This window comes from Bordetella parapertussis (assembly GCF_020735925.1).
GTDB lineage: Bacteria > Pseudomonadota > Gammaproteobacteria > Burkholderiales > Burkholderiaceae_B > Bordetella > Bordetella pertussis.
The window spans coordinates 775,597-794,653 of sequence record NZ_CP085971.1 but is presented as its reverse complement, the minus strand read 5'-3'; the positions used below and the strand labels follow the sequence as shown (position 1 = coordinate 794,653).

Here is a 19,057-nt window from a genome sequence, read left to right as displayed (position 1 = left end):
ACGCATCCCTACAGGACACACCTTGCTGGAAATCATCGAAGCCGATTTCAACGACGCCGCCCATGCCCGGGCCATCATCACCCTGCTCGACGAGTACGCCCGCGGCCCCATGGGCGGCGGCGAACCGCTGTCGGCCCATGCGCGCGCCAACCTGGTGGCCGAGCTGGCGCGCCGGCCCCATGCCCGCGCGCTGCTGGCCTGGCAGGACGGCGAGCCGGCCGGGCTGGCCATCTGCATCGAAGGCTTTTCCACCTTTGCCTGCCGCCCCCTGCTCAACCTGCACGACCTGGCGGTGGCCGAACGCTTCCGCGGCCAGGGTGTGGGCACGCGCCTGCTGGAGGCGCTCGAAGCCCTGGCGGCGCGGCTGGGCTGCTGCAAGGTGACACTGGAGGTACTGGAAGGCAACACGCGCGCCCAGGCGCTGTACCGCCGCCTCGGCTACGCCGGCTACGAACTGGCGGCCGACACCGGCCGCGCCATGTTCTGGCAGAAGAAGCTGAGCGCCTGAACACCCTCCGGAGCCCGCATGCCCACCCCCGCCGACCTGCAGTTGCTCGCCGACTACAACCAGTGGATGAACCAGCGCCTGTATGCCTGTGCCGCGCAATTGCCGCCGGACGAGCTGGCCCGCGAGCGCGGCGCCTACTTCGGCTCGCTGCTGGGCACGCTCAACCACGTGGCGGTGGGCGACCGCGTCTGGCTGCAACGCTTCGCCGCGCACCCCGCGCGCCCGGCCGCCCTGCAGCCCGTGCTGGCGCTGCCCACCCCGGCGCGGCTGGACGAGGTCCTCTACCCGGCGCTGGGGCCGCTGGCCGCGCACCGCGCCTGGCTGGACCGGTGCATCGTCGACTGGGCCGCGCAATTGCGCCCGGACGACCTGGCCTGCGAACTGGCGTACACCAGCCTGGCCGGCGAAGCCGCGCGGCGCCCGTTCGGCGGCCTGGTCCTGCATTTCTTCAACCACCAGACCCACCACCGCGGCCAGGCCACCACCCTGCTGTCGCAAGCCGGCATCGACATGGGCGCCACCGACCTCGTGTTGCGCGTGCCCGCGTCCGGCGATGCCCCGGCCTGAATCCCCTCTCATCGCAAAGGACTTACCGCCCATGAAAATGCACGACATCCCCTTCGGCACCACCGACTGGTCGACCGTGCCCGAGACCGAACATCCGGGCGAATCCGGCAAGGCGCTGTGGCGCACCCGCCAGTTCGGCGATATCCGGGTGCGCGTGGTCGAATACACGCCCGGCTACCTGGCCGACCACTGGTGCAGCAAGGGCCATATCCTGTTCTGCCTGGAAGGCGAATTGCACACCGAACTGGAAGACGGCCGCACCTTCGTGCTGACCCCGGGCATGAGCTACCAGGTCGCCGACCAGGCCGAGGCGCACCGCTCCTCGACCCGCGGCGGCGCGCGGCTGTTCATCGTCGACTGACTCCCGCGCGCCACGCCGGCGGGCAGGACGGCCCGGTTTGCGCTACGCTGTACCGATCGGCCGCCGCGGCACGCGCGGGGCCTGCCGTCCCAGGAGCCCGCCGTTGCCCGCCCCCCTGACCCTGTACGTCGACGCCCGTTTTCGCAGCCCCTACGCCATGTCGGCCCATGTCGCCCTGGCCGAAAAACAGCTGGAGTTCGAAGTCCGCCTGGTGGACCTGGCTGCCGGCGAGCAGCGCATGCAGCCCTACCAGAGCCGCGCCCTGACCGCCCGGGTGCCGGCCCTGGCGCATGCCGGCTTCCATCTCACCGAGTCCAGCGCCATCCAGGAATACCTGGAAGACGCCTTCGCGCCGCCGGCGCATCCCGCGCTGTATCCGGCCGGCGCCCAGGCGCGCGCCCGCGCCCGCCAGGTGCAGGCCTGGCTGCGCACCGACCTGGCGGCGCTGCGGCGGGCGCGCCCGATCGACTCCGTCTTCGATGCCCCGGCCACCACGCCGCTGGACGACGCCGCGCACTGCGACGCCGCCAAGCTGATCCGCGTGGCCGAAGCGCTGCTGCCGCCCGGCCAGGCGCACCTGTTCGGGGCCTGGAGCATCGTCGACACCGAACTGGCGCTGGCGCTCAACCGCCTGGCCCATAGCGGCGACGACCTGCCCGCGCCGCTGCGCGACTACGCGGCGGCCCAATGGCAGCGCGCCTCGGTGCAGGCATGGCTGCGCCATTACGAAGCGGCGCGCGGCTGAAGGGGGCGGCGCGCCGGCCACACGAATGTTGCGCCGCAACATTGTTTGCGGTGTAATAGGGTAAACCCACAAGGGTCCCCGAATCCGCTCCCCACACGGGAGCCGGCCGCCACGGCCCGACCAGGCCGGCCGCCGCATCGCAATGGAGATCGCCATGGCCGCACCCGCCGCCGATCGCACCGCCCCCGACCGCTCCCCCGCCCCGGCCGCGCATCCCGCCGCCAATCTCTGGACCAGCGCGTACCAATACACGCTCGACGCCTGGCAGCGCGGCATCCTGTACACCGACGTGATGCGCCAGCGCGGCAACCAGTACCTGACGCACATGGCCAAGCGCGCCCCCAATGTGCTGAGCATGAAGTCCGAGCTGGTGCTCGACGGGCGCAAGTTCGAACGCCCCGTCAACTACGCGCTGCTGCGCATCGTCCCGCCCGCGGACGCGCCGGTCGACCCGCAGAAGCGCCCCTTCCTGGTGGTCGACCCGCGCGCCGGGCACGGCCCCGGCATCGGCGGCTTCAAGCCCGAAAGCGAAATCGGCGTGGCGGTGCGCGCCGGCCATCCCTGCTACTTCGCCACCTTCCTGCCGCACCCGACCGACACCCAGACGGTCGAGGACGTGATGCGCGCCGAGGCGCGCTTCCTGGAGGAAATCATCGCCCTGCATCCGCAGGCCGAAGGCCGCCCGGTGGTGGTCGGCAACTGCCAGGCCGGCTGGCAGATCATGATGACGGCCGCGATGCGGCCCGAGCTGTTCGGCCCCATCATCGTGGCCGGCGCGCCGCTGTCGTACTGGGCCGGCTGGCGCGACATGAACCCCATGCGCTACTCGGGCGGGCTGCTGGGCGGCAGCTGGCTGACCCAGATGACCAGCGACCTGGGCAACGGCAAGTTCGACGGCGCCTGGCTGGTGCAGAATTTCGAGAACCTCAACCCCGCCAACACGCTGTGGAGCAAGCAGTACAACCTCTACGCCAAGGTCGATACCGAAGCGCCGCGCTACCTGGAGTTCGAGAAATGGTGGGGCGGGCACGTGTTCTTCAACGGCCCCGAGATCCAGTACATCGTCGACAACCTGTTCGTCGGCAACCGCCTGGCCACCGCCGGGCTGGTCACCTCCGACGGCATCCGCATCGACCTGCGCAACATCCGCTCGCCCATCATCGTGTTCTGCTCCAAGGGCGACAACATCACGCCGCCGCCGCAGGCGCTGGGCTGGATCACCGACCTGTACCAGGACGACCGCGAAGTGGTGGCGCACAACCAGACCATCGTCTACGCGGTGCATGAGAGCATCGGCCACCTGGGCATCTTCGTCTCCGGCGCGGTGGCGCGCAAGGAGCACCAGGAGTTCACCGCCAACATCGACGTCATCGACGTGCTGCCGCCCGGCATTTACCAGGCCGAGATCGCCGACAAGACGCCCGACACGCCCAATGCCGACCTGGCCTACGGCGACTACGTGCTGTCGTTCGAGCGCCGCCGCCTGGACGACGTGCGCGCGATCGTCGAGCGCAACGAGGAGGACGACCAGCGCTTCGCGGCGGTGGCCCGCATTTCCGACATCAATCTCGGCCTGTACCGCAGCTTCGTGCAACCGTGGGTGCGGGCCGCCGTCACGCCGCAATCGGCCGAGTGGATGCAGCGCATGCACCCGCTGCGCCTGCCCTACGAGCTGATTTCCGACCGCAACCCCTGGGTGGCGCCCGTCGCGCAACTGGCCGAGCAGGTCCGCGAACAGCGCCAGCCGGCCGCGCCGGACAACCCGTTCTGGGCGTTGCAGAAGATGGCGTCCGACGCCATCGTGGCGGGCCTGGACATCTGGCGCGACCTGCGCGACTCGGCCTGCGAGCGGATCTTCATGGCCACCTATGGTTCGCCGCTGGTGCAGGACTGGGCCGGCCTGGGCGCCAAGGACGGGCCGCCGCGCAGGCATCCGGGCGTTTCGCCCGAGCACCGCGACTTCATGGCCGCGCGCGCGGCCGAGCTGCGCGCGCAGATCGACCAGGGCGGACTGCGCGAAGCCGGCCTGCGCATGCTGCTGTATGTCAGCGGCGCCGAGGGCGGCGTCGACGAGCGCAGCTTCGCCATGATCCGCAAGATGCGCGCCGACACCGACGCCAAGCTGTCGCTGCAGGCCTTCAAGGACGCCACGCGCGACCAGGCGCTGATGATGCAGCTGGACGGGCCGGCGGCCATCCGCGCCATCCCCAAGCTGCTGGAGAACGCCAGCGCCGCCGACATCCGCGCCACCCTGCACGGGATCACCCACGTGCTGGAGGCCGCCGGCCCGCTGAGCGACCGGGCGCGCGCGAGCCTGGACGAAATGAAGCGCCTGTTCCAGGGCGCCGAGCGGCGCGCCGTCAAGCGCGCCGACGCGCCCGCGCCCGCGCGCAAGGCCGCCGCCCCGCGCAAGAGGCGCACGGCATGAGCGCGACGCGCCACAACCACTACGAGCGCCTGATCGCGCACGCGCGCACCCTGCCCGCGCTGCCTTGCGCGGTGGCCCATCCCTGCGACGAAACCTCGCTGGGCGCCGCGCTGCAGGCCATGCAACTGGGCCTGCTCACGCCCATCCTGGTGGGGCCGCAGCAGAAGATCCGCGACGTGGCCGAGCGCTGCGGCCTGGACCTGGGCGGGGCCGCCATCGTCGATGCGCCGCACAGCCACGCCGCGGCCGCCGCCGCGGTCCAGCTGGTGCGCGGCGGGCAGGCCAGCCTGCTGATGAAGGGCAGCCTGCATACCGACGAGCTGATGCACGAGGTCGTGGCGCGCGACACCGGGCTGCGCACCGAGCGCCGCATCAGCCATGTGTTCATCATGGACGTGCCCACCTATCCCGAGCCGCTGTTCATCACCGATGCGGCCATCAACATCTTCCCCGACCTGGAAACCAAGGCCGACATCGTGCGCAACGCGATCGCGCTGCATCTCGGCCTGGGGCTGGGCGAGCCGCGCGTGGCCATCCTGTCGGCGGTCGAACAGGTCATGCCCAGCATTCCCAGCACGCTGGAGGCGGCCGCGCTGTGCAAGATGGCCGACCGCGGCCAGATCCAGGGCGGCATACTGGACGGCCCGCTGGCGCTGGACAACGCCATCAGCCCCGAGGCCGCGCAGGTCAAGGGCATCGTCTCGCCGGTGGCCGGCCGCGCGCAGGTCCTGGTGGTGCCCGACCTGGAAGCCGGCAACATGCTGGCCAAGAACCTCAGCTTCCTGGCCAACGCCCAGGCCGCCGGCATCGTGCTCGGCGCGCGCGTGCCCATCGTCCTGACCAGCCGCGCCGACAGCGCCCAGACCCGCCTGGCCTCGTGCGCGGTGGCCACCCTCTACGCCCACCACCTGGCGCGCGCCACCCCCTTGGCCTGACGCGACGCCGACGGAGTACGCGACCATGAGCGACAACCTTCTCGTCATCAACGCCGGCAGCTCCAGCCTCAAGTTCTACCTGTACGAGATCGCCGAGGGCGACGAGCTGCGGCCCACCCTGGGCGGCCAGCTCGACGGCATCGGCGGGTCGCGCCCGCACCTGCGCATCCGCGCCCAGGACGGCCACACCCTGCTCGAGCGCGACGTGGCGCCCACGCACGCGGCCGACGTGCCGGGCGCCCAGGAAGTGCTGGGCACCTGGCTCAGCGGCCACCTGGGCGGCGCGCCCTGCGCCATCGGCCACCGCGTGGTGCATGGCGGCACCCAGTACGATGCGCCGGTGCTGGTCGACGACGACGTGCTGGCGCAGCTGGACGATCTCACCCCGCTGGCGCCGCTGCACCAGCCCAACAACCTTGCGCCCATCCGCGTGATCCGCGAGCGCCGGCCGAACATCCCGCAAGTGGCCTGCTTCGACACGGCCTTCCACCGCACCCACTCGCCGCTGGCCGACCGCTACGCGCTGCCCGAGCACCTGTACCAGGAAGGCGTGCGGCGCTACGGTTTCCACGGCCTGTCGTACGAGTACATCGCGCAGCGCCTGCGGCGCGCGCTGCCCGAGATCGCCGGCGGCAAGATCGTGGCCGCCCACCTGGGCAACGGCGTTTCGGCCTGCGCCATGGTCGATGGCCGCAGCGTCGACAGCACCATGGGCTTTACCGCGCTCGAGGGCCTGCCGATGGGCACCCGGCCCGGCCGCCTCGACCCGGGCGTGGTGCTGTGGATGATGGAGCGCGGCATGAGCCACGACGACATCGAGCATCTGCTCTATCACGACTGCGGGCTGAAGGGGCTGTCGGGCATCGGCAACGACGTGCGCGAGCTGCTGGCCAGCGACGCGCCGGCGGCCCGGCTGGCGCTGGACTACTTCGCCTGGCGCGTGGCCGAGGGCATCGCCGGCCTGGGCTGCGCCATGAACGGCATCGACGCCATCGTGTTCACCGCCGGCATCGGCGAAAACGCCGCGCCGGTGCGCGCGGCGATCGCCCGCCACTGGGAATGGCTGGGCGTGCGGCTGGACCAGGCGCGCAATGCCCGCCACGGCCCGCGCATTTCCAGCGACGACAGCGCCATCGGCGTCTACGTGGTGCGCACCAACGAAGAACTGATCATCGCCCAGCACACGCTGGCGCTGGTGCGGCAGGGGCAGGCATGAACGCCGCCGCCCCCCTGCAGGGCCGGCGCGGGCTAGTCACCGGCATCGCCAACCAGGACTCGATAGCCTGGGGTTGCGCGCGCGCCTTCCGCGCGCTGGGCGCCGAACTGGCCGTGACCTACCTGAACGACAAGGCGCGCGTCCACGTCGAGCCGCTTGCGCGCAGCATCGACGCCGCCCTGCTGCTGCCGCTGGACCTGCGCGTCGACGGCCAGCTTGAATCCGTGTTCGAGCAAATCGGCACGCGCTGGGGCAGCCTGGATTTCGTCATGCATTCGATCGCCTACGCGCCGCGCGACGACCTGCAGGGACGCGTGGTCGACTGCTCGCGCGCAGGCTTCCTGCAGGCCATGGACATCTCGTGCTGGTCGTTCATCCGCATGGCGCACCTGGCCGAGCCCCTGATGCCCAAGGGCGGCACCCTGTTCTGCATGACCTACTACGGCTCGCAGATGGTGGTGGAGCACTACAACATGATGGGGCCGGTGAAGGCGGCGCTGGAATCGGCCACCCGCTACCTGGCGGCCGAACTGGGTCCGCAGGGCATACGCGTGCACGCCATCTCGCCCGGGCCGCTCAAGACCCGCGCCGCCTCGGGCATCACCGGCTTCGACGCCTTGCTGGACCGCGCCCAGGCCAAGGCGCCGGCGCGCAGCCTGGTCGGCATCGACGACGTGGGCGAGGCCACCGCCTGGCTGGCCACCGACGCGGCGCGCCGCATCACCGGCCAGACCCTCTACATCGACGGCGGCTACCACATCATCGATTGAGGCCCGGCCGTGGCCGGGCCCGGCGCGCCTTACGCGGCGCGCGCCTGCAGCACGGCCACGGCCGGCAGCGCCTTGCCTTCCAGGAACTCCAGGAAAGCGCCGCCGCCGGTCGAGATATAGCCGGTCTGGTCGGCGATGCCGTACTTGGCGATGGCAGCCAGCGTATCGCCGCCGCCGGCAATCGAAAAGCCCGCCGAGTCGGCGATGGCGCGCGCCACCACCTCGGTGCCGTGGGCGAACTGGTCGAACTCGAACACGCCGACCGGACCGTTCCAGACGATGGTGCCGGCCGCCTTGAGGATGTCGGCCAGGCGCTGCGCGGTCTGCGGTCCGATGTCGAGGATCATGTCGTCCTCGGCCACGTCGGCGGCCGCCTTGACGGTGGCCGCGGCGTCCGCGCCGAACGACTTGGCGCAAACCACGTCGGTGGGAATCGGCACCTCGGCGCCGCGGCGCTTCATGATTTCGATCACGGCGCGCGCCTGCTCGACCTGCTCGGGCTCGGCCAGCGACTTGCCGATGGGCAGGCCGGCGGCCAGCATGAAGGTGTTGGCGATGCCGCCGCCGACCACCAGCTGGTCGACCTTGTCGGCCAGCGATTGCAGGATGGACAGCTTGGTCGACACCTTGGAGCCGCCCACGATCGCCACCAGCGGCCGTTTGGGATCATGCAGCGCGCGCCCCAGCGCCTCGAGCTCGGCCTCCAGCAGCGGGCCGGCGCAGGCCACCGGCGCGAAGCGCGCGATGCCGTGCGTGGTGGCCTCGGCGCGGTGCGCGGTGCCGAAGGCGTCGTTGACGTACACATCGCACAGCGCCGCCATCTTGCGCGACAAGCCTTCGTCGTCCTTTTTCTCGCCCACGTTGCCGCGGCAGTTCTCCAGCAGCACGACTTCGCCCGGCTCGACGGAAACGCCGTCGACCCAGTCGGGCACCAGGCGCACCTGCATGCCCAGCAGTTCGGACAGGCGCTGCGCGACCGGGGCCAGCGAGTCCGCCTCGGTCAGCGCGCCCTCCTTGGGGCGGCCCAGGTGCGAGGTGACCATGACCGCCTCGCCGGCGTCCAGCGCCAGGCGGATGCCGGGCACCGAGGCGCGGATGCGGGTGTCTTCGCTGATGCGGCCGGCGTCGTCGAACGGCACGTTGAGGTCGGCGCGGATGAAAACGCGCTTGCCGGACAGAGCGCCGCTCTTGGCCAGCGCGGAAAGCGTATTGACGTTGGACATACTGTATTCGGTTCCTGTGTGGATGGCGTCCGGGGCCTGCCTGCGAAAAGGGCCAGATCCGTTTCCCCGTGACGGGAAAACCAACCTGGCCCTTGCGCCCTGTTCAGGCCGTGCGGCTTACTTGGCCGACATCAGCGCGACGGTGGTGTCGAGCATGCGGTTCGAGAAGCCCCACTCGTTGTCGTACCACGACGAGACCTTGACCAGCTTGCCGGACACCTTGGTCAGGGTCGCGTCGAAGTTGCTGGAGGCCGGGTTGTGGTTGAAGTCGACCGACACCAGCGGCTCGGTGTTGTAGGTCAGGATGTCCTTGAGCTCGCCTTCGGCGGCGGCCTGCAGGATGCTGTTGACTTCCTCGACGGTGGTGTCGCGCTTGGCCACGAAGGACAGGTCGACCAGCGAGACGTTGATGGTCGGCACGCGGATCGCGAAACCGTCCAGCTTGCCGTTGAGCTCGGGCAGCACCAGGCCGACCGCGGCGGCCGCGCCGGTCTTGGTCGGGATCATGCTCATGGTGGCCGAGCGGGCGCGGCGCAGGTCTTCGTGGTAGACGTCGGTCAGCACCTGGTCGTTGGTGTAGGCGTGCACGGTCGTCATCAGGCCGGTTTCCACGCCCAGCTTGTCGTGCAGCGGCTTGACCAGCGGGGCCAGGCAGTTGGTGGTGCACGAGGCGTTGGAAATCACGGTGTGCTCGGCCTTGAGCACGTTCTGGTTCACGCCGAACACGATGGTGGCGTCGACGTCCTTGCCGCCGGGCGCCGAGATGATGACCTTCTTGGCGCCGCCCTTCAGGTGCGCGCCGGCCTTTTCCTTGGAGGTGAAAAAGCCCGTGCACTCCAGCACCACGTCCACGCCCAGCTCGCCCCACGGCAGTTCGGCCGGGTTGCGGTTGGCCAGCACGCGGATCTTGTCGCCGTTGACGACCATGTAGTCGCCGTCGACCGTCACGGTGCCGGGGAACTTGCCGTGCGCCGTGTCGAAACGCGTCAGGTGCGCGTTGGTCTTGGGATCGCCCAGGTCGTTGATGGCGACGATCTCGATATCGTGCTTCTTGCCGTTTTCGTAGTGGGCGCGCAGGATGTTGCGGCCGATGCGGCCGTAGCCGTTGATGGCGACGCGAATGGTCATGACTTGATCTCCCTTTTTTACAAAACCTGCTTGACGGCCTCGGCCACCTTTTCAGCGGTCAGTCCGAAGAATTTGAACAAAGCCCCGTCGGGCGCCGACTCGCCATAGCGGTCGATACCCACCACGGCGCCTTCCAGGCCCACGTATTTGTGCCAGAACGCGGTCACGCCCGCCTCGACGGCCACGCGCGGCATGCCGGCCGGCAGCACTTCGCGCTTCCATTCGGCGTCCTGGCGGTCGAACACGTCGGTGCTGGGCATGGAAACCACCCGCACGGCGATGCCGTCGGCGGCCAGCAATTCCTGCGCGGCCAGCGCGATGGCGACTTCCGAGCCCGTGGCGATGATAGCCGCACGCGCGTCGTGTGCGTCGCGCAAGACGTAACCACCGCGAACAATCGCTTTCTGCGTGGCCTCGTCGCGCGCCACGAACGGCAGGTTCTGGCGCGACAGCAGCAGCGCGGTCGGGCCGCCGTCGTGCACGTCCATGCCGATGCTGGCCGGCCGCGTCACGGCAGCGCCCCAGGCGGCGGCCGTCTCGACGGTGTCGCAGGGCCGCCACACCGACAGGTTGGGAATCAGGCGCAGGCTGGCGGCGTGTTCGATCGACTGGTGGGTCGGACCGTCCTCGCCCAGGCCGATGGAATCGTGCGTGAACACGTGCACCACGCGCTGCTTCATCAGCGCCGCCATGCGGATGGCGTTGCGCGAGTAGTCCGAGAACGTCAGGAAGGTGCCGCCGAACGGCAGGTAGCCGCCATGCAGCGCGATGCCGTTCATGATGGCGGCCATGCCGAACTCGCGCACGCCGTAGTTGATATGGCGGCCGAAATGCACGCCGTGATGGCCGGCGCGCAGCGGCGCCACGCCCTTCCAGTCGGTGAAGTTCGAGCCGGTCAGGTCGGCCGAGCCGCCCAGCATCTCCGGCAGCAGGCCGGCCAGCTCGGCGATGGCGAACTGCGACGCCTTGCGGGTGGCGACCGTCTCGCCCTTGGCCACGGTGGCCTGCAGGAAGGCCTCGAACCGGGCGGCGAAGCCTTCGGGCAGCTCGCCCTTCATGCGGCGCGTGAATTCGGCGGCCTCGGCCGGATACTGGGCCGCATAGGCCTGGAACTTGTCTTCCCAGGCGGCCTGCGCCAGCGCGCCGGCGGGACGGCTGTCCCACGCGGCGTAGATATCCTGCGGCACCTCGAAGGGGCCGGCCGACCAGCCCAGCGCCGCGCGGGTGGCGGCGATCTCGTCGTTGCCCAGCGGCGCGCCGTGCACATTGTGCGTGCCGGCCATGTTGGGCGAACCCTTGCCGATCACGGTGCGGCAGACGATCAGGGTGGGTTTCTCGGATTGCGCGCGCGCCTGCTTGATGGCCGCGTCCACCGCCGCCACGTCGTGGCCGTCCACGCCGCGGATCACATTCCAGCCGTAGCCCTCGAAGCGGGTCGCCGTGTCGTCGGCGAACCAGTGCTCGACATGGCCGTCGATGGAAATGCCGTTGTCGTCGTACAGCGCCACCAGCTTGGACAGCTTGAGCGTGCCGGCCAGCGAGCAGGCCTCGTGCGAGATGCCTTCCATCAGGCAGCCGTCGCCCAGAAAGACATAGGTGTGGTGGTCCACCACCGTGTGGCCGGCGCGGTTGAATTCGGCCGCCAGCAGGGCCTCGGCCAGCGCCATGCCGACCGCGTTGGCCAGGCCCTGGCCCAGCGGGCCGGTGGTGGTTTCCACGCCCGGGGTGATGCCCACTTCGGGGTGCCCCGGCGTGCGCGAATGCAGCTGGCGGAAGTTCTTCAGCTCTTCCAGGGGCAGATCGTAGCCCGTCAGGTGCAGCAGGGCGTATATCAGCATCGAGCCGTGGCCATTGGACAGCACGAAGCGGTCGCGGTTGGCCCAGGCCGGATCGGCCGGGTTGTGGCGCAGGTTGCCCAGCCACAGCGCTTGCGCGATTTCGGCCATTCCCATGGGCGCGCCGGGGTGTCCGGAATTCGCTTTCTGCACGGCGTCCATCGCAAGTACGCGGATGGCATCCGCCAAGGCAAGTTTAGGGGCGGTCGGGTTGCTCATTCGGGAGGCTCTGTGACCCTGGCGGCCGGTCAATCCGACGTCAGGTGTAAGGATTGAAAAGCTCCAGATTTTAGCACCGGGAGAATATCCGTCCCCGATAGTGCGCGCCGCGGCGGCCGGCCCGCCCGGATCGCGGCGCCCAAGCGCCGAAATGATAGGCTTACGGCCTTGTCCCAGCCGTACGCGAACCTGCCATGTCCCTGCCCCGTTTCTACTGCGACGCCCGCCTGGCGCCCGGCGAGCGCGTGGCGCTGCCCGAAGCGCTCGCCCACCACGCGGTGCGCGTGCTGCGGCTGCGCGCCGGCGCGGCGCTGGTGCTGTTCGACGGCGCCGGCGGCGAATATCCCGCCACGCTGGAAATCGAAGGCAAGGCGGCCTGGGCGCAACTGGGCGCGCATGTGCCGCGCGAAGCCGAATTGCCGGGCCGCATCACGCTGGTCCAGGGCCTGCCGGCCGGCGACAAGATGGATTGGGTGGTCGAGAAGGCGGTCGAACTGGGTGCCTGGCGGGTCAGCCCCATCGCGGCGCAGCGCAGCGTGCTCCAGTTGAATGGGGCGCGCGCCGAAAAGCGCCTGGCGCACTGGCAGCGGATCGCCCAGGCGGCCGCCGAACAATGCGGCCGCAACCGCCTGATGGCCGTGGACGCGCCGCAAGCCCTGGCGGCCTGGCTGGCACAGGCGCCCGGCGCGGCGCTGCGCCTGCTGTGCCACCCGCAGGCCGAGCTCGACCTGGCCGGCGCGCTGGCGCGGCACGCCGCGCACGACGACATCTGCCTGCTGGTGGGACCGGAAGGCGGCTGGTCGGATGAGGAGCTGGAGCAGGCGCGCGCGGCCGGCGTGCAGGCGGTGCGCTTCGGCCCCCGGGTGCTGCGCACCGAAACCGCGGGCATCGCCCTGATCGCCGCGGTCAGCGCCATCAGGGGCTGGAACGGCTAGCCGGGGAGCCCTGGCGCCCGCCGGCCTCAGGCCTCGCCGTAGGGGGCCGCGGCCACGCCCGGTTCGGGGTCGGGGTGCCGCCCGGCGTGCTCGATGACATAGGCGAACACCCGGCCGTTCTCGCGTGCGAACTCGGCCGTATCGGCGCATACGCCATCGATGAGATTGCTGTCTTCGTGCAATGCCGGATCGCCCGAATGCAGGCGGTACAGCCACAGGACGATGCCGGTCTTGTGGTCCAGCACGGTGTCGCACAAACAGTCGTACAGGGCGTCGAGATTGCCGCCGAAATACTCGGGGAAATCCACCGCCTTGGCGATCGCGCGCAATACCGCCGAACGGCTGCGCGCGCGGTCGCAATCGGCAACCAGCAACGACATGCCCAGTTCGCGCGTGGCGTCGACCACGGCCTGCTTGTCCAGCCCGTCGTGATCCAAAGCGCCGCCGCGGCGCAGTTGGCGCTGCAAAGTCGTCTGACCGTTACGCGTCATGCCCCGGCCTCCCCGAAAAACTTCACCACGTCGTCAATACGCCGCATCGTATCGGCATAACCCAGTTCGATCAATCGTTGCGTGTACGTATGCTCGAACAGGAGATATGACATCAGCGCGCCACCGTTTGACCGGCTCGGGTCGGACGATACACCGAGAACGCGGAAAAGGGTACGGGCTTCCGACGGCATGTCGTCCAGGTGCTCCAGCGCCAGCTGGTCGAGCGACTGGCTGGGCGTCAGGGCCAGCACGTCCACCCGCCGCAGGGCGAACTCCGGCTCGGCCTCCTGGCCGCCGCGGCTGAGCAGGAAATTGGTGCGCTCCAGGCGCTCGACGTCCATCGACAGGCCGTCGAGGAAGATGCTCGACAGCGCGTGGCCGCCGACCTGGGCCAGCGACGGGTACGGCGGGTCCTCCTCGCGCTTTTCCGGGTGGGTGTCGTCATGGAAGCCCGTGCCGATCACCAGCACCCGGGTGGCCCCCAGGTGGATGGCCGGGCTGATGGGCGCCAGCTGCCGCATCGACCCGTCGCCGCACCATTCGACCTGCCCGTGCACGCGCACCGGCCGCGCCGGAAACACGAACGGGATGGCCGACGAGGCCATGATGTGATCGATCCCGATGGCCGACGGCACGGCGCGGCGCAGGAACCGGTGCCAGGGGTCGATCGGCCGGTCCGACTGGTAGAAGGTCAGGTGCTCGCCGCTGGTATACCCGGAGGCGGTGATGGCCAGCGCCGACAGCTTCCCGCGCGCCAGGTTGTGCCGCATGCGGTCGAAATCCATCACGCGGCCCAGCAGGTCGGCCAGCGGGCTGCTGTCGAGCAGCGACTGGGGCCGCTTGCGCGTCAGGCCGGCATACATCCATCCCAGCGACAGCAGGCCCAGCCAGCGCACGCCGGTGCGGATCAGCCCGGGCGCGTCGGCCCGGTACACCATGCCGGTCTCCAGCGAGGCCCACAGCCGCCGCATGCGGCGCACCGCCAGGTGGGGCCGGTCGGCGCGGCAGGCCAGCGCCGCCGCATTGACCGCCCCGGCCGAGGTGCCGCAAATGATGGGGAACGGGTTGGGATAGCCCGGCCGCGCCTTCGGGTCGAGGATCGCCATGATGGCGCTGAGCGCGCCCACCTGGTAGGCGGCGCGCGCGCCGCCGCCCGTCATGACCAGGCCGGTCAGCGGGCGGGCGCCCCCCGCCCTGCCCGCGCCGCGCTCAGCGGACCGCGTCGGCATTGACCACGGCCATGGCGGCCATGTTGACGATGCGGCGCACGGTGGCGCTGGAGGTGACGATGTGCACCGGCGCGTTGGCGCCCAGCAGGATGGGACCGACCGCCACGTTCTTGCCGGCCACCGTCTTGAGCAGGTTGTAGGCGATGTTGCCGGAGTCCACGTTGGGGCACACCAGCAGGTTGGCCGAACCCTTCAGGGGAGAGTCGGGCAGCAGGCGCAGGCGCAGCGATTCGTCCAGGGCGCAGTCGCCGTGCATCTCGCCGTCGATCTCCAGGCCGGGGGCCTGGCGGTTGACCAGCTCCAGCGCGTGGCGCATTTTGGCGCCCGAGGCCGAGCTGCCCGAGCCGAAGTTCGAGCGCGACAGCAGCGCCACCTTGGGCGCCAGGCCCAGGCGCTGCATTTCCTCGGCGGCCGCCACGGTGTACTCGGCGATCTGCTCGGCGCTGGGGTCTTCATTGACGTGCGTGTCCACCAGGGCCACGGTGCGCTCGTCCAGCAGCAGGATGTTCATCGCCGCGTAGGTGGTGGCGCCGGGCTTTCTGCCGATGACCTGGTCGATGAAGCGCAGGTGGTCGTGGAAGCCGCTGACCGCGCCGCAGATCATGCCGTCGGCGTCGCCCAGGTGCACCATCATGGCGCCGATCAGGGTCAGGCGGCGGCGCATTTCCACGCGCGCCATCTCCTTGGTGATGCCGTTGCGGCACATCAGCTCCCAATACGTCGTCCAGTACTGGTGGAAGCGCTCGTCGTATTCCGGGTTGCAGACCTCGACGTCCTGGCCCAGGCGCAGGCGCAGGCCGAATTTCTCGATGCGCGACAGCAGCACCTGGGGGCGGCCCACCAGGATGGGCTTGGCGACTTTCTCGTCGACGATGACCTGCACGGCGCGCAGCACGCGCTCGTCCTCGCCCTCGGTGAACACGATGCGGGCCCGTCCGCCGTCGCGCACGATCTGCTTGGCCTGCGAGAACAGCGGCTTCATGAAGGCGCCGGAGTGGTAGACGAACTGCTGCAGCTGCTCGGCGTAGGCGTCCAGGTCGGCGATGGGACGCGTGGCCACGCCGCCCTCCATGGCCGCCTTGGCCACCGCCGGCGCGATGCGCACGATCAGGCGCGGATCGAACGGCTTGGGAATCAGGTAGTCGCGGCCAAACGAAATGTCATAGGTGCCGTAGGCCGCGGCCACGACCTCGTTCTGTTCTTCGCGCGCCAGGCTGGCGATGGCCAGGACCGCCGCCTTTTCCATCTCGCGCGTGATCGTGGTCGCGCCCACGTCCAGCGCGCCGCGGAAGATGTACGGAAAGCACAGCACGTTGTTGACCTGGTTCGGGTAGTCCGAACGGCCGGTGGCCATGATGATGTCGTCGCGCACTGCGTGCGCGGCCTCGGGCAGGATCTCGGGGTTGGGGTTGGCCAGCGCCAGAATCAGCGGGTTGGCCGCCATGGTGGCCACCATCTCGGGCTTGAGCACGTTGCCGGCCGACAGGCCCAGGAACACGTCCGCGCCCTCGATCACCTCGGCCAGGGTGCGGGCCTCGGTCGGCTGCGCATAGCGCGCCTTGTCCGGGTCCATCAGGGCGGTGCGGCCCTGGTAGACGGCGCCTTCGATGTCGGTGACCCAGATATGCTCCAGCGGCAGTCCCAGGTCCACCAGCAAGTCCAGGCAGGCCAGGGCGGCGGCGCCGGCGCCCGAGGTCACCAGCTTGACGTCCTCGATGCGCTTGCCGGCCACGGCCAGGCCGTTGACCACGGCCGCGCATACGGTGATGGCGGTGCCGTGCTGGTCGTCGTGGAACACCGGGATCTTCATGCGCTCGCGCAGCTTGCGCTCGACCGTGAAGCACTCCGGCGCCTTGATGTCTTCCAGGTTGATGCCGCCGAAGGTGGCTTCCAGTCCGGCGATGATCTCCACCAGCTTGTCCGGGTCGGTCTCGTTGATCTCGATGTCGAACACGTCCAGCCCGGCGAACTTCTTGAACAGCACCGCCTTGCCTTCCATCACCGGCTTGGAGGCCAGCGCGCCGATGTTGCCCAGCCCCAGCACCGCCGTGCCGTTGGTGATCACGCCCACCAGCTTGCCCCGCCCGGTGTAGCGGAACACATTGGCCGGGTCCTCGACGATCTCCTCGCAGGCGGCGGCCACGCCCGGCGAGTAGGCCAGGCTGAGGTCGCGCTGCGTGACCAGCGGCTTGGTGGCCGTGACCGAAATCTTGCCGGGGCGGCCATGCTCGTGATATTCCAGCGCGGCCTTGCGAAAGTTGGCGTCCATGATGGCGATGACGTAGGTTGGAGCTGCGAAAGTGAACGATGCGGCAGCGCACGCCGGAAAGATGCTGCCCGCGCCTGCACGGGCTGGCCGGCTGCGCAAGGCGCAGTGGCGCTATCTTACTCCCGCCCCTTTGCGCCGACCGCGCCGGACCCGGCGCGCGCCGCCAGCACGCCATCCGGATCGAACAGCGCGCGCACGCGCGCATCCAGGCGCGCGGCCTCGGCCGGCGCGCTGCCGGACGCGGCCGGCGGCGGCGCCGCCGCCGGCGCCAGCAGCACGCTTTCCACCCAGGCCAGCGCGCCGTCATGCCCAAGCAACAGATGCGCCAGATTGACGCCTGCGCGGTTCGCGCGGCTGCAGCGCGTCGAGGCGATAGCGCGCCGGCCAGGCAGGCTGGGCCAGGCAGGCCGCGGCATCCTGCCCGCCGGCCAGCTGGAACAGGGCCGGCACCAGGCGCTGCACCGTGGCCGAGCGCAGCGGCCGCACATCGGCCGCGCCAAAGGGGCCCAGCGCTTCGGCGGTGCCGTCGGCCAGCAGCACGCTGGCCTCCAGCACGCCGCTGGCGCCGGTCTCGCCGGTGGGCCAGCCGCGCGAATCGGCCAGCCAGTCGGCCAGCGTGCACGTCGGCGCGACCTCGGCGAACTGGTCCAGGCCGGCGGCGGCCAGCTCTCCCGCCAGGCAGCCGGGGCCGGCACGCCAGGCCCCGCCTTCGGGGGCCAGCGCGCGCAGGCCGCGCGGATCGATCTGCAACACCGGCCGTCCGGCTGGCCGGGCGCCGGGCAGGCCGAGGCTCACCCCATACTCCTGGCACAGCGCGCGCGGCGCACCTCGGCATCCGAGCGCGCCCGCAACAATGCCGCGCCCCCGGCCGGGTCCAGGTCGCGCAGCGGCGCCGCTACCGCCAGTGAGAGCCGCTCGCAGAACGCCGCCCAGGACGACTGCCGCGGGCGGCGTCCGAGCAGGAAAGCGCGTCGCGATGGCTGCATGACTACAATCCCCCTTTCGCTACATAACCCATTCGATTCACCATGCCGCGCTTAGCCACTCGTACCAACGATTTTCTGACATTCCAGGTTGTGGAGCTTTTCAAGGAAGCGCAGGCCCTGCAAGCGGCCGGGCGCGACATCATCAGCCTGGGAATCGGAGAACCGGACTTTACCGCGCCGCCCCAGGTGGTGGAAGCGCTGGAGCGCGCCGCGCGCGCCGGCCTGAGCGGCTACAGCGCGCCAGCCGGCCTGTCCGCGCTGCGCGAAGCCATTGCCGCATTCTACGAAAGCGAGTTCGGCGCGCGCGTGGACCCGGCCCGCATCATCGTCACCGCCGGCGCCTCGGGCGCGCTGGCGCTGGCCTGCGCCGCGCTGGTCAATCCGGGCGCGCAGGTCCTGATGCCCGACCCCTCGTACCCGGCCAACAGCAATTTCGTGCTGGCCGCCGGCGGGCAGCCGCGCCTGATTCCCAGCACCGCCGCCAAGCGCTTCCAGCTCTCGGCGCAGGACGTGCGCGACCACTGGAACGACGCCACCCAGGGCGTGCTGATCGCCTCGCCCAGCAATCCCACCGGCACCTCGATCGCCCACGACGAACTGGCCGAGCTGCTGGCCGCCGTGCGCGAACGCCAGGGCTTCAGCATCGTGGACGAAATCTACCTGGGGCTGTCGTACGAATCGCAACCGCGTTCGGCGCTGCTGCTGGACGACGACATCATCGTCATCAACAGCTTCTCGAAGTACTTCCACATGACCGGCTGGCGCCTGGGCTGGATGATCGTGCCCGAAAGCATGGTGGCCAAGGTCGAGAAAATGGCCGCCAGCCTGGCGATCTGCGCGCCCACGCTGGCCCAGCATGCCGCGCTGGCCTGCTTCACGCCCGACGCGCTGAAGATATTCGAGCACCGCCGCGAGGCCTTCAAGCAGCGGCGCGACTACCTGCTGCCGGAGTTCGAGCGCCTGGGCATCCCGGTGCCGGTGCGCCCGGACGGCGCGTTCTACATCTATGCGGACATCGCGGCGCTGGGCACGACCAGCATGGCGTTCTCGCATCGCCTGCTGCACGAGGGCGGCGTGGCCGCGGTGCCGGGGCTGGATTTCGGCCCCGCCCACGGCGAACGCACCATGCGCTTCTCGTACGCCACCGGGCTGGACCGCCTGCAGGAAGCCGTGGCCCGCATCGAGAAGCTGCTGTAGGCGGCGGCGCGGGCC

16 protein-coding genes and 1 pseudogene are annotated in these 19,057 nt (G+C 70.2%); 10 read left to right on the top strand and 7 right to left on the bottom strand.

What is annotated here, in order from left to right; all coding sequences use genetic code 11:
* Positions 1-22: 22 nt before the first annotated feature.
* From LK409_RS03760 to fabI, 8 genes are all read left to right on the top strand, one after another.
* Positions 23-508 (top strand): GNAT family N-acetyltransferase, encoded by a 486-nt coding sequence (locus LK409_RS03760; protein ID WP_010927890.1) that lies wholly within the window; start codon positions 23-25, stop codon positions 506-508.
* Between the two features lie 18 nt (positions 509-526).
* Positions 527-1,075 (top strand): DinB family protein, encoded by a 549-nt coding sequence (locus tag LK409_RS03755; RefSeq protein WP_003809462.1) that lies wholly within the window; start codon positions 527-529, stop codon positions 1,073-1,075.
* A 31-nt stretch (positions 1,076-1,106) separates the two neighbouring features.
* Positions 1,107-1,436 (top strand): DHCW motif cupin fold protein, encoded by a 330-nt coding sequence (locus tag LK409_RS03750; RefSeq protein ID WP_003809460.1) that lies wholly within the window; start codon positions 1,107-1,109, stop codon positions 1,434-1,436.
* 103 nt (positions 1,437-1,539) lie between these two features.
* Positions 1,540-2,181 (top strand): glutathione transferase, encoded by a 642-nt coding sequence (gene yfcF / locus LK409_RS03745; RefSeq protein ID WP_033447917.1) that lies wholly within the window; start codon positions 1,540-1,542, stop codon positions 2,179-2,181.
* 154 nt (positions 2,182-2,335) lie between these two features.
* On the top strand, positions 2,336-4,609 hold the full coding sequence (locus tag LK409_RS03740) for a DUF3141 domain-containing protein (RefSeq protein ID WP_010927889.1): 2,274 nt from the start codon (positions 2,336-2,338) through the stop codon (positions 4,607-4,609).
* The gene (locus LK409_RS03735) at positions 4,606-5,544 is read left to right on the top strand and encodes a phosphate acetyltransferase (protein ID WP_003809454.1); all 939 of its coding nucleotides are present in this window, start codon (positions 4,606-4,608) and stop codon (positions 5,542-5,544) included. Before LK409_RS03740 ends, LK409_RS03735 begins: the two co-directional genes overlap by 4 nt.
* Positions 5,545-5,569: 25 nt before the next feature.
* Complete coding sequence (locus tag LK409_RS03730; RefSeq protein ID WP_003809449.1) at positions 5,570-6,760, top strand: acetate/propionate family kinase; 1,191 nt, start codon at positions 5,570-5,572, stop codon at positions 6,758-6,760.
* On the top strand, positions 6,757-7,530 hold the full coding sequence (gene fabI, locus LK409_RS03725; RefSeq protein WP_010927888.1) for an enoyl-ACP reductase FabI: 774 nt from the start codon (positions 6,757-6,759) through the stop codon (positions 7,528-7,530). The genes LK409_RS03730 and fabI overlap by 4 nt, the downstream gene beginning before the upstream one ends.
* Before the next feature lie 29 nt (positions 7,531-7,559).
* Here fabI and LK409_RS03720 read toward each other — a convergent pair whose 3' ends face one another.
* The 3 genes from LK409_RS03720 to tkt form a co-directional block, all read right to left on the bottom strand.
* Positions 7,560-8,753 carry a phosphoglycerate kinase gene (locus LK409_RS03720; RefSeq protein ID WP_049788695.1) on the bottom strand — a complete coding sequence of 398 codons (1,194 nt, stop codon included), beginning with the start codon at positions 8,751-8,753 and terminating at the stop codon, positions 7,560-7,562.
* Between the two features lie 117 nt (positions 8,754-8,870).
* Entirely contained in the window at positions 8,871-9,881 is a 1,011-nt protein-coding gene (gap, locus tag LK409_RS03715; protein ID WP_003809444.1) for a type I glyceraldehyde-3-phosphate dehydrogenase, read from the bottom strand.
* A gap of 17 nt (positions 9,882-9,898) precedes the next feature.
* Positions 9,899-11,935, bottom strand: coding sequence for a transketolase (tkt, locus tag LK409_RS03710; protein ID WP_010927886.1), 2,037 nt, complete (start codon positions 11,933-11,935; stop codon positions 9,899-9,901).
* Between the two features lie 194 nt (positions 11,936-12,129).
* Between tkt and LK409_RS03705 the strand changes: the two genes are divergently transcribed.
* Positions 12,130-12,870, top strand: a complete 741-nt coding sequence (locus tag LK409_RS03705) for a 16S rRNA (uracil(1498)-N(3))-methyltransferase (protein ID WP_003809442.1) — start codon at positions 12,130-12,132, stop codon at positions 12,868-12,870.
* A 26-nt stretch (positions 12,871-12,896) separates the two neighbouring features.
* Here the strand turns inward: LK409_RS03705 and LK409_RS03700 are convergent, their stop codons facing one another.
* The 4 genes and pseudogenes from LK409_RS03700 to LK409_RS03685 all read right to left on the bottom strand — a co-directional run bounded on the left by LK409_RS03700 (position 12,897) and on the right by LK409_RS03685 (position 17,845).
* Positions 12,897-13,361: a barstar family protein gene (locus LK409_RS03700; protein ID WP_003809441.1), complete on the bottom strand. Its 465-nt coding sequence runs from the start codon at positions 13,359-13,361 to the stop codon at positions 12,897-12,899.
* On the bottom strand, positions 13,358-14,521 hold the full coding sequence (locus LK409_RS03695) for a patatin-like phospholipase family protein (RefSeq protein ID WP_003809440.1): 1,164 nt from the start codon (positions 14,519-14,521) through the stop codon (positions 13,358-13,360). Before LK409_RS03695 ends, LK409_RS03700 begins: the two co-directional genes overlap by 4 nt.
* Before the next feature lie 49 nt (positions 14,522-14,570).
* Complete coding sequence (locus LK409_RS03690; RefSeq protein ID WP_041937131.1) at positions 14,571-16,859, bottom strand: NADP-dependent malic enzyme; 2,289 nt, start codon at positions 16,857-16,859, stop codon at positions 14,571-14,573.
* Positions 16,860-16,975: 116 nt separating this feature from the next.
* Positions 16,976-17,845 (bottom strand): annotated as a pseudogene (locus tag LK409_RS03685) (hypothetical protein).
* A 42-nt stretch (positions 17,846-17,887) separates the two neighbouring features.
* Between LK409_RS03685 and LK409_RS03680 the strand changes: the two are divergent.
* Positions 17,888-19,042, top strand: a complete 1,155-nt coding sequence (locus LK409_RS03680; RefSeq protein WP_003809437.1) for a pyridoxal phosphate-dependent aminotransferase — start codon at positions 17,888-17,890, stop codon at positions 19,040-19,042.
* The last annotated feature ends 15 nt before the right edge of the window (positions 19,043-19,057 follow it).

What these genes read in the sequence shown, in the direction of transcription:
- LK409_RS03755 (WP_003809462.1), top strand. Translation starts at nt 527, where the DNA reads ATGCCCACCCCCGCCGACCTGCAGTTGCTCGCCGACTACAACCAGTGG.
- LK409_RS03750 (WP_003809460.1), top strand. Translation starts at nt 1,107, where the DNA reads ATGAAAATGCACGACATCCCCTTCGGCACCACCGACTGGTCGACCGTG.
- LK409_RS03740 (WP_010927889.1), top strand. Translation starts at nt 2,336, where the DNA reads ATGGCCGCACCCGCCGCCGATCGCACCGCCCCCGACCGCTCCCCCGCC.
- LK409_RS03735 (WP_003809454.1), top strand. Translation starts at nt 4,606, where the DNA reads ATGAGCGCGACGCGCCACAACCACTACGAGCGCCTGATCGCGCACGCG.
- LK409_RS03730 (WP_003809449.1), top strand. Translation starts at nt 5,570, where the DNA reads ATGAGCGACAACCTTCTCGTCATCAACGCCGGCAGCTCCAGCCTCAAG.
- fabI (WP_010927888.1), top strand. Translation starts at nt 6,757, where the DNA reads ATGAACGCCGCCGCCCCCCTGCAGGGCCGGCGCGGGCTAGTCACCGGC.
- LK409_RS03720 (WP_049788695.1), bottom strand. Translation starts at nt 8,753, where the DNA reads ATGTCCAACGTCAATACGCTTTCCGCGCTGGCCAAGAGCGGCGCTCTG.
- gap (WP_003809444.1), bottom strand. Translation starts at nt 9,881, where the DNA reads ATGACCATTCGCGTCGCCATCAACGGCTACGGCCGCATCGGCCGCAAC.
- tkt (WP_010927886.1), bottom strand. Translation starts at nt 11,935, where the DNA reads ATGAGCAACCCGACCGCCCCTAAACTTGCCTTGGCGGATGCCATCCGC.
- LK409_RS03705 (WP_003809442.1), top strand. Translation starts at nt 12,130, where the DNA reads ATGTCCCTGCCCCGTTTCTACTGCGACGCCCGCCTGGCGCCCGGCGAG.
- LK409_RS03700 (WP_003809441.1), bottom strand. Translation starts at nt 13,361, where the DNA reads ATGACGCGTAACGGTCAGACGACTTTGCAGCGCCAACTGCGCCGCGGC.
- LK409_RS03695 (WP_003809440.1), bottom strand. Translation starts at nt 14,521, where the DNA reads ATGACGGGCGGCGGCGCGCGCGCCGCCTACCAGGTGGGCGCGCTCAGC.
- LK409_RS03690 (WP_041937131.1), bottom strand. Translation starts at nt 16,859, where the DNA reads ATGGACGCCAACTTTCGCAAGGCCGCGCTGGAATATCACGAGCATGGC.
- LK409_RS03680 (WP_003809437.1), top strand. Translation starts at nt 17,888, where the DNA reads ATGCCGCGCTTAGCCACTCGTACCAACGATTTTCTGACATTCCAGGTT.